The sequence below is a fragment of the Devosia sp. LjRoot16 genome (assembly GCF_964252795.1).
Lineage (GTDB): Bacteria > Pseudomonadota > Alphaproteobacteria > Rhizobiales > Devosiaceae > Devosia_A.
In genome coordinates this window covers 376759-383279 of sequence record NZ_CAXUPH020000007.1, presented here as the reverse complement: position 1 = coordinate 383279, position 6521 = coordinate 376759, and the positions used below count along the sequence as shown (strand labels likewise).

The following is a 6521-nucleotide window of genomic DNA, read 5'->3' as shown; positions in this document are numbered from 1 at the left end:
CTGGGGAGAGGGTCAGGGTGAGGGGTAACCAAGCACACAGATTTTGGGCGTGAGGGTTTGCATCATCCGGCGCGCTTGGCTACCCCTCACCCCAGCCCTCTCCCCAGAGGGGCGAGGGGGCGCTGTGTCGTCGCCGGTGCGTGGGCTCCCCCCTCAAACCGCCTGCTGTTCCCTCACATAGTCCTGCAGCCAGTCGGGCCAGTTGATGGTCATGCCGTTGCAGCCCAGTTCGGCGGCAGCGATCATCTTTTCGCGGTTCGAGATCCCCGAGCTCCGCGCTTCGATGCCGAGCCGGTGCGCCAGGTCTATGAGTTCGCGTGTCTGGTTGCTGGCGTTGAGGGTGATCATCGAAAAGCCGTTGGCGGCGCAGCGTCCCACTGCGCCGCGCGGGTCGGCAGCGAGCAGCTCCTCCGGCGCCCAGGCGATACGCACTCGCGGCGCAAGCGCCTTGGCCCGCTGCAACCCCGCCTCGTCGAGGATCGAGAAGATGAAGGCGTGCTCGACCAAGCCGCGCGCCTCGAGCGCTGCGACCACCGCCTCGGGCAGCCCCGGCATCGGCTTTTTGAGCTCGATATGGTAGGTCAGCCTCGTCCCGAACCGGTCGAGCAGCTGCTCGAGCGTGATCAGCCTTTCGCCCGCATAATCCCGGTCCCAATGGAGCCGCGGATCGTGCCAGGAGCCGGCATCGAGCTCCAGTAGCTCGGCCAGCGTGAAATCCTCCGGCAGCCCGGCGCCGTTAGTGGTGCGCTCCAGCGTTTCATCGTGAAACAGCAGCAACCGGTCGTCTTTGGTGAAGGCGACATCGGTCTCCACTTCGGTGGCCCCCATCGCCACGGCGCGCTCGAACGCCGCCATGGTGTTCTCGGGCGCATAACCGCTCGCCCCACGATGCGCGATGATCCGGAACGGTTCTGCCAATGTCATGTCGAGCCCCCCTCGAGAACGGGTGCCACATCATGGACTGTTCGGCAATCGAGCGCTGACCTGGCCTTTGGCCTCTAACGGCCCACCATATGATCCGCCACGCTGTAGCTGTGGCTCGCCTGGTAAGCGTTGCGGCCGCGGTTCATGTGGGTGAGGTTGAAGCGCCGGATGGCGCGCAGCAGGTGCGGATTTGCGAGCATTTTGTGCAGCGAGGCGGCGCCGCGCACCTTGATGCCGAACATGTCGGCTCCATTGGGGAAGAACCAGCCGACATCTTCCGGCGCGAGGGCGCCCTGCTCCACGAGGCTCTCGTCGAGTTGTTCGGGCGTCACTGAACCGTCGGTGGTGAAATCGGAGAGGTGCAGGATAAACCGGCCGCGCACGCAGTCGCCATCGGCATAGAGGGTGAAAAACTCCATCCAGCTGGCATTGACCCGCACCAGCGGCTTGTCGGACGTGGACGGCAGGCAGGACACCGACCACCAGTAGCGCTCGGTGCGGCGCGGCATCGGCAGGCAATCCCGGCCATAGGCGCTGAGGAGCTTCAGCACCTCCGTCGCCTGCGGGCGGCCGAGGAGTTTGTGATAACGCGGCAGATACTTGAACCGTAGCTCCACCGATTCCTGGCGCTCGTCGGCGTCATCGAGCAGCTCGCCCTCGAGCCAGGCGCGCTGCTGCTCGAGGCCGAAGAACTGACGCAGGCCGGTGGTCTCGGAGCGCGTGGTTTTGCGGGATGCCATCTACTGCCTCACGGGGCTGGCCACTGTCGCCAGTAGATAGACAGACCTGTCTGTATATGTCAAGGCGGCATCTCGCGGGGATTGCCTTACCAGCTGTCGGGCCGCAACTCGCGCAGCTGGCGCGCCACCTCGAGCAGGAGGCGGCATTGGGCCCAGGTGCTTTCGGGGTTGATCACGCTGACCCAGCGCATGCGGCCATAGACCGGATGCGGAAACAGCGTGTCGATCGCCTGGTAGTCGAAGGCCGTGGCCTCGAGATCCCTGCGGCTCCTGATGGCAGGAAACAGTTGGCCGAACGTCGTCTTGTCGGTGGGCATGTTCAACCGGAACAGGCCCTCGCGATCGAGCGCCGAGGCGCTGTCATAGGGATCGTCATGCGTGACGATGGTGGCGAAGGGAAACTTCTGCTCCGCCCCGGGAAAGAAGAAGTAATCCGGCGTCGTCTCGTGCACCGTCACCCCCTCGAAGCCGAGGAGGAAGGCGCGGATTTCGGTGATGCTGGCCATGTCATGTCCTCTGGTAGCCAAATTTGGTTACCGACTAGGCGCTTTGGCCAAATTTGTCTACCCTCGGGAATCACGAGGTGAAGATGAACGTCACGAGATTGCTGGTGCTCGGCGCGATCCGGGTGAATGGCGGGGCCCACGGCTATGCCATCCGGCAGACGCTGGAGGATTGGCAGGTGCAGAGCTGGACCCGCCTGCACTCGGGCTCAGTCTACCATGCGCTGACGCAGATGGAGAAAGAGGGGCTCCTCGCCGTCGAGGCCGAGGCGCCCGGCAACCGCGGCCCGGGCAAGACCCTGTTCGTCACCACCGCGGCGGGGGAAGCCGAGTTCTTCACGCTGCTGCGCCAGGCGCTCGGCAGCTTCGACCTGATCGAACTCAGCGCCGGGCTGGCGCTGGTCGACGCCCTGCCCAAGGCCGAAGGGCGCGAGCGCCTCGCGGCCACGGCGCAGAGCCTGCGGGAGAACGTGGCGCGGCTCGAGGCGCTGGCAGCCATAACGCCGGCGGATGCGGGCACGCCGAGGACCCATGATCTGTTGGCGCTGTGGAGCGCCAACCTCGCGGCGTCAGCGGCGGTGCTGGAGCGGGTCTCGCGGGGGTGAGACGAAGTCGGCAGTCGGGAACGTCGGCCGAGCTATCGTGCCCTCCAGAACCCCCTCTCTTGCAAAATCTAAGGCTTAGCCAAACGGCTAAACCTAAGATTTTGCTTTCTCCCCCGCCAAGGGGGAGATGATCAGTGCCTTCCACTTGCGCCTGGGTATCAGTCGGGACTCTCCCCCTTGGCGGGGGAGAAAGCGAAAACTTGGGCTTAGCGCAGCTAAGTCCTTAGTTTTCGCCAGAGAGGGGGTGCGGGGAGCCACCGGGCACTGCAGCATCCCTACTTCGACGCCTCCCATTCCGGGCCTTGTGTCTGCCGGCAGGCGAAAGTGAAACGCCGCGCTGCGTGCAATTGGTACCGGGAACATACCGGGAATGGCCTGACGTATTACGATTTTCCGAGCAGGAACGTTATGAGAACAGCGTTGCTGGCGCAGCATAACCGCACTCTGGCCACCAGAGACGAGAGTTGAGCACCCCATTTCACCAGGCGAAGCGATGCAATATCACTGGTCGGCCCGAATAACTGCTGACAATCAGCATATAGCCGAGTGCAATAGTCAGACCTCCAAGCATAACGGCACGGTCTTTCGCTAATACTTTGGACGCAGGTCGCCGGCAGCGAGATCGAACGGTACAGCGCTGGGCTTTGCGCCCGAGTTGCTGTAGCAGCAGCGGTTTCGAGAGCTGGGAGGGACATCGCGATGGATGATCTGCTGGTTGCCCAGAAGCAGTTGCAGGCCGAGGCTGATGCGCTGGTCGCAGCCCTCGGCCTCGTCGAGCAGCTCGGTGAGATCGGCCAACCCACCCGGGTCGGCAGCTCGGCGCTGGGCCTGATGGTCCGCCGCGACATCGACATCACGGTGAGCTGCCCTAAACTCGATGCCGAGACGCTCGCCGCCTTCGCGCAGCTGGGCGCCCGGCTGATGCAGCGCACCGACCTCGTGGTCGGCGTGCGCTTCCGCAACGATGCCGGAAGCTGGAACGCCGAGCCGCAGAACTACCCCGATGGGCTCTATCTGGGGCTCACCGTCCGCACCGCCGCCGGCGCCAACTGGACGTTTGATATCTGGCTGGTCGACCAGCCCGAACGCCAACCCGACCTGGCGCACCTCCGCACCCTGCTGCCGCGGCTGACGGATGCGGACCGGATGGTGATCCTCACCATCAAGCACGTGCTCGCTGCCGACACGACGGAGCCGAAGCTCCCCAGCGCGCTGGTCTATGAGGCGGTGATGGATCACGGAGTGCTAGATGTGGCGGGGTTTCGGGAGTGGCATGCGGGACGGGGAAAGTAGACCACCGGCAACTGTCACCACAGCCGAGCCCCAGCCTGTGATGAGCGCAAACCGGGCGGTTGCACCCTCACCGCAATCACCCTAGCTTCAGGATCAGGCAGCGAGCTTTCGCCGCCTCTATGTGGGCTGACTGTGAGGGGACGCTTCGGCGGGTTGCCTCCGGGCCCACGGTGACGGGAGAGCCGATAGGCGTTACCCGTTTCACCGCGTGTGGTTTGCTCGTCTGGTAATTGCTGGGTTGGGGTCTGCCAAATTGGTTGGGCCACACCACGCGCCTCCAACTCGATGTCATCCCAGCGAAAGCTGGGACCCATCTATCCACCTGCGCCAGCTGCGAGTTGGGTCCCAGCTTTCGCTGGGATGACACCCGGTGGGTGGGATGGCTCAGTGCCCGACGTGACCTGACCTGACTGAAGCAGACGGCCCCCTCCCATCCTCCCCCATAAAGGGGGAGGTGCCCTGCTGGTGCGTTTGGCACGATCCAAGATGGAGCCTCGACTCTTCACCTCCCCCTTTATGGGGGAGGCCGGGAGGGGGCCGTCTCTCTCAGTCGGGCGCCCGTAGACTCAGGGAGATCCTATGCCTCGTATCGGCAACAAGCCCAGCGGTGGTTCGACCCCTGACGCTCCGGACACAACCTGGCCGAGTAACGCCCCAGCCGACCCTGTCCAGACCCCGCTCGATTTCCTGCTCGCCATCATGCGCAACCCCGAAATTCCGCGCAGCGAGCGCGTCGATGCGGCCAACAAGGCCGCGCCGTACCTGCATTCCAAGCACGCCACCGTCGACCATCGTTCATCCGATGGCAGCATGCGGCCGACGATTATCTTCGAGGGGATGCCCACCGATGCCAGCGGGAAGGACCAGTAGCGCGAAACGCCCCGAGGCGTTGCGTATTGCGCTCCACCCCAAGCAGTGGGTGGCGTTCGGGTCGGCGGCGACCGAGGTGCTTTATGGCGGGGCGGCCGGCGGTGGCAAATCGCATCTGATGCGGCAGGCGGCGATCAGCTGGTGCGCCGAGATCGCGGGCCTGCAGGTCTATCTGTTCCGGCGCATCCGCGAGGATCTGAGCAAGAACCACATGGAAGGCCCGTCGGGCTTTCGTGCGCTGCTCGCCGGGTGGGTGGAATGCGGCTTCGTGGTGATCGTCGAGGACGAGATCCGTTTCTGGAACGGCAGCAAAATCTATCTCTGCCACTGCAAGGACGAGAAGGACCGCTTCAAGTACCAGGGCGCCGAGATCCACGTGCTGCTGATCGACGAGCTGACCCATTTCACCGAGGTGATTTACCGGTTCCTCCGCAACCGCGTGCGGATGACCGGCATTGCGGTGCCGGAAAAGTACCGCGGGCGGTTTCCGCGCATCCTCTGTGGCGCCAACCCCGGCGGGGTCGGGCACCAGTTCGTCAAAGTGACCTTTATCGACGCCGCCGCGCCGCTCGCCATCCACCGCACCGAGGCGGCGGAAGGCGGCATGTTGCGCCAGTTCATCCCGGCACGGCTCGAGGACAACCCGACGCTCACCACCGAGGACCCGGCCTATGAGGCGCGGCTCGAGGGGCTGGGCAGCGCCGCCTTGATCCGCGCCATGCGGCATGGCGACTGGGACATTGTCGATGGCGCCTTCTTCGATTGCTGGCAGACGCGGCTGCATGTCATCGATCCCTTCGCCATCCCCGAGGACTGGGCGAAGTTCCGCTCCGGCGACTGGGGCAGCGCCCGGCCATTCTCGTTCGGCTGGTGGGCCATCGTCGGCGACGACACCCGGCACCCGGTGTCGGGCGTGCTGCTGCCGCGCGGCGCGCTGATCCGCTACCGCGAATGGTATGGGTGCGAACCGGGCAAACCCAACAAGGGGCTGAAGCTCACCGCCGAGCAGGTCGGCAAGGGCCTCGCGCAGCGCGAGACCGAAACCGTGGGACTCGGTGTGCTCGACCCGGCGGCCTTTGCCGAGGATGGCGGGCCCTCGATCGCGAGCCGCATTACGCTGGGCTCGGGCGACAAGCGGATTTTCTTTCGCGGCGCCGACAACAAGCGGGTGTCGCAGCGCGGCGCCATGGGCGGCTGGGACATGCTGCGCCAGCGTTTCGTCGGCACGAGCCTCGATGAAGACGGCAAGCCCGACCCCGAGGGCCGCCCGATGATCTATTGCTTTTCGACCTGCCGCGACTCGATCCGCACCATCCCGATGCTGCAGCACGACCAGGCGCGGCCCGAAGATCTCGACACCGACACCGAAGACCACGCCGCCGACGACTGGCGCTATGCCGCGATGTCGCGCCCCTGGGTGAGGACGAAGGCGGCGGCCGAGCCTGGGAAGACGCGGACGGGGTACAGGGTGGCGACGGGTGGCACTGGGCCGGGTGACTGGCAGAGCTATTGAGAGTTCTTGCGCACTGAGCGTGCAGTCGGGCGCCCTCCCCCGCAGGCGGGAGAGGGAGTCCCGACTGCGCCAT

7 protein-coding genes are annotated in these 6521 nt (G+C 65.2%); 4 read left to right on the top strand and 3 right to left on the bottom strand.

All coding sequences use genetic code 11. From position 1 onward, the window contains the following. Positions 1 to 153 precede the first annotated feature (153 nt). The 3 genes from ACSQ23_RS28230 to ACSQ23_RS28220 form a co-directional block, all read right to left on the bottom strand. Positions 154 to 924: a glycerophosphodiester phosphodiesterase gene (locus ACSQ23_RS28230; RefSeq protein ID WP_436092687.1), complete on the bottom strand. Its 771-nt coding sequence runs from the start codon at positions 922 to 924 to the stop codon at positions 154 to 156. A 74-nt stretch (positions 925 to 998) separates the two neighbouring features. Beyond that, positions 999 to 1664, bottom strand: coding sequence for a hypothetical protein (locus ACSQ23_RS28225; protein WP_436092686.1), 666 nt, complete (start codon positions 1662 to 1664; stop codon positions 999 to 1001). Between the two features lie 86 nt (positions 1665 to 1750). Further along, complete coding sequence (locus ACSQ23_RS28220) at positions 1751 to 2170, bottom strand: DUF6194 family protein (RefSeq protein ID WP_436092685.1); 420 nt, start codon at positions 2168 to 2170, stop codon at positions 1751 to 1753. Positions 2171 to 2253: 83 nt separating this feature from the next. Here ACSQ23_RS28220 and ACSQ23_RS28215 point away from each other — a divergent pair, with 83 nt between their 5' ends. From ACSQ23_RS28215 to ACSQ23_RS28200, 4 genes are all read left to right on the top strand, one after another. Further along, positions 2254 to 2772 (top strand): PadR family transcriptional regulator, encoded by a 519-nt coding sequence (locus ACSQ23_RS28215; protein WP_436092684.1) that lies wholly within the window; start codon positions 2254 to 2256, stop codon positions 2770 to 2772. A 699-nt stretch (positions 2773 to 3471) separates the two neighbouring features. Next, the gene (locus ACSQ23_RS28210) at positions 3472 to 4065 is read left to right on the top strand and encodes a hypothetical protein (RefSeq protein WP_436092683.1); all 594 of its coding nucleotides are present in this window, start codon (positions 3472 to 3474) and stop codon (positions 4063 to 4065) included. Between the two features lie 579 nt (positions 4066 to 4644). Then, the gene (locus tag ACSQ23_RS28205; protein WP_055877386.1) at positions 4645 to 4935 is read left to right on the top strand and encodes a hypothetical protein; all 291 of its coding nucleotides are present in this window, start codon (positions 4645 to 4647) and stop codon (positions 4933 to 4935) included. A gap of 19 nt (positions 4936 to 4954) precedes the next feature. Continuing rightward, positions 4955 to 6448 carry a terminase large subunit domain-containing protein gene (locus ACSQ23_RS28200; RefSeq protein WP_436092682.1) on the top strand — a complete coding sequence of 498 codons (1494 nt, stop codon included), beginning with the start codon at positions 4955 to 4957 and terminating at the stop codon, positions 6446 to 6448. Positions 6449 to 6521: the final 73 nt, after the last annotated feature.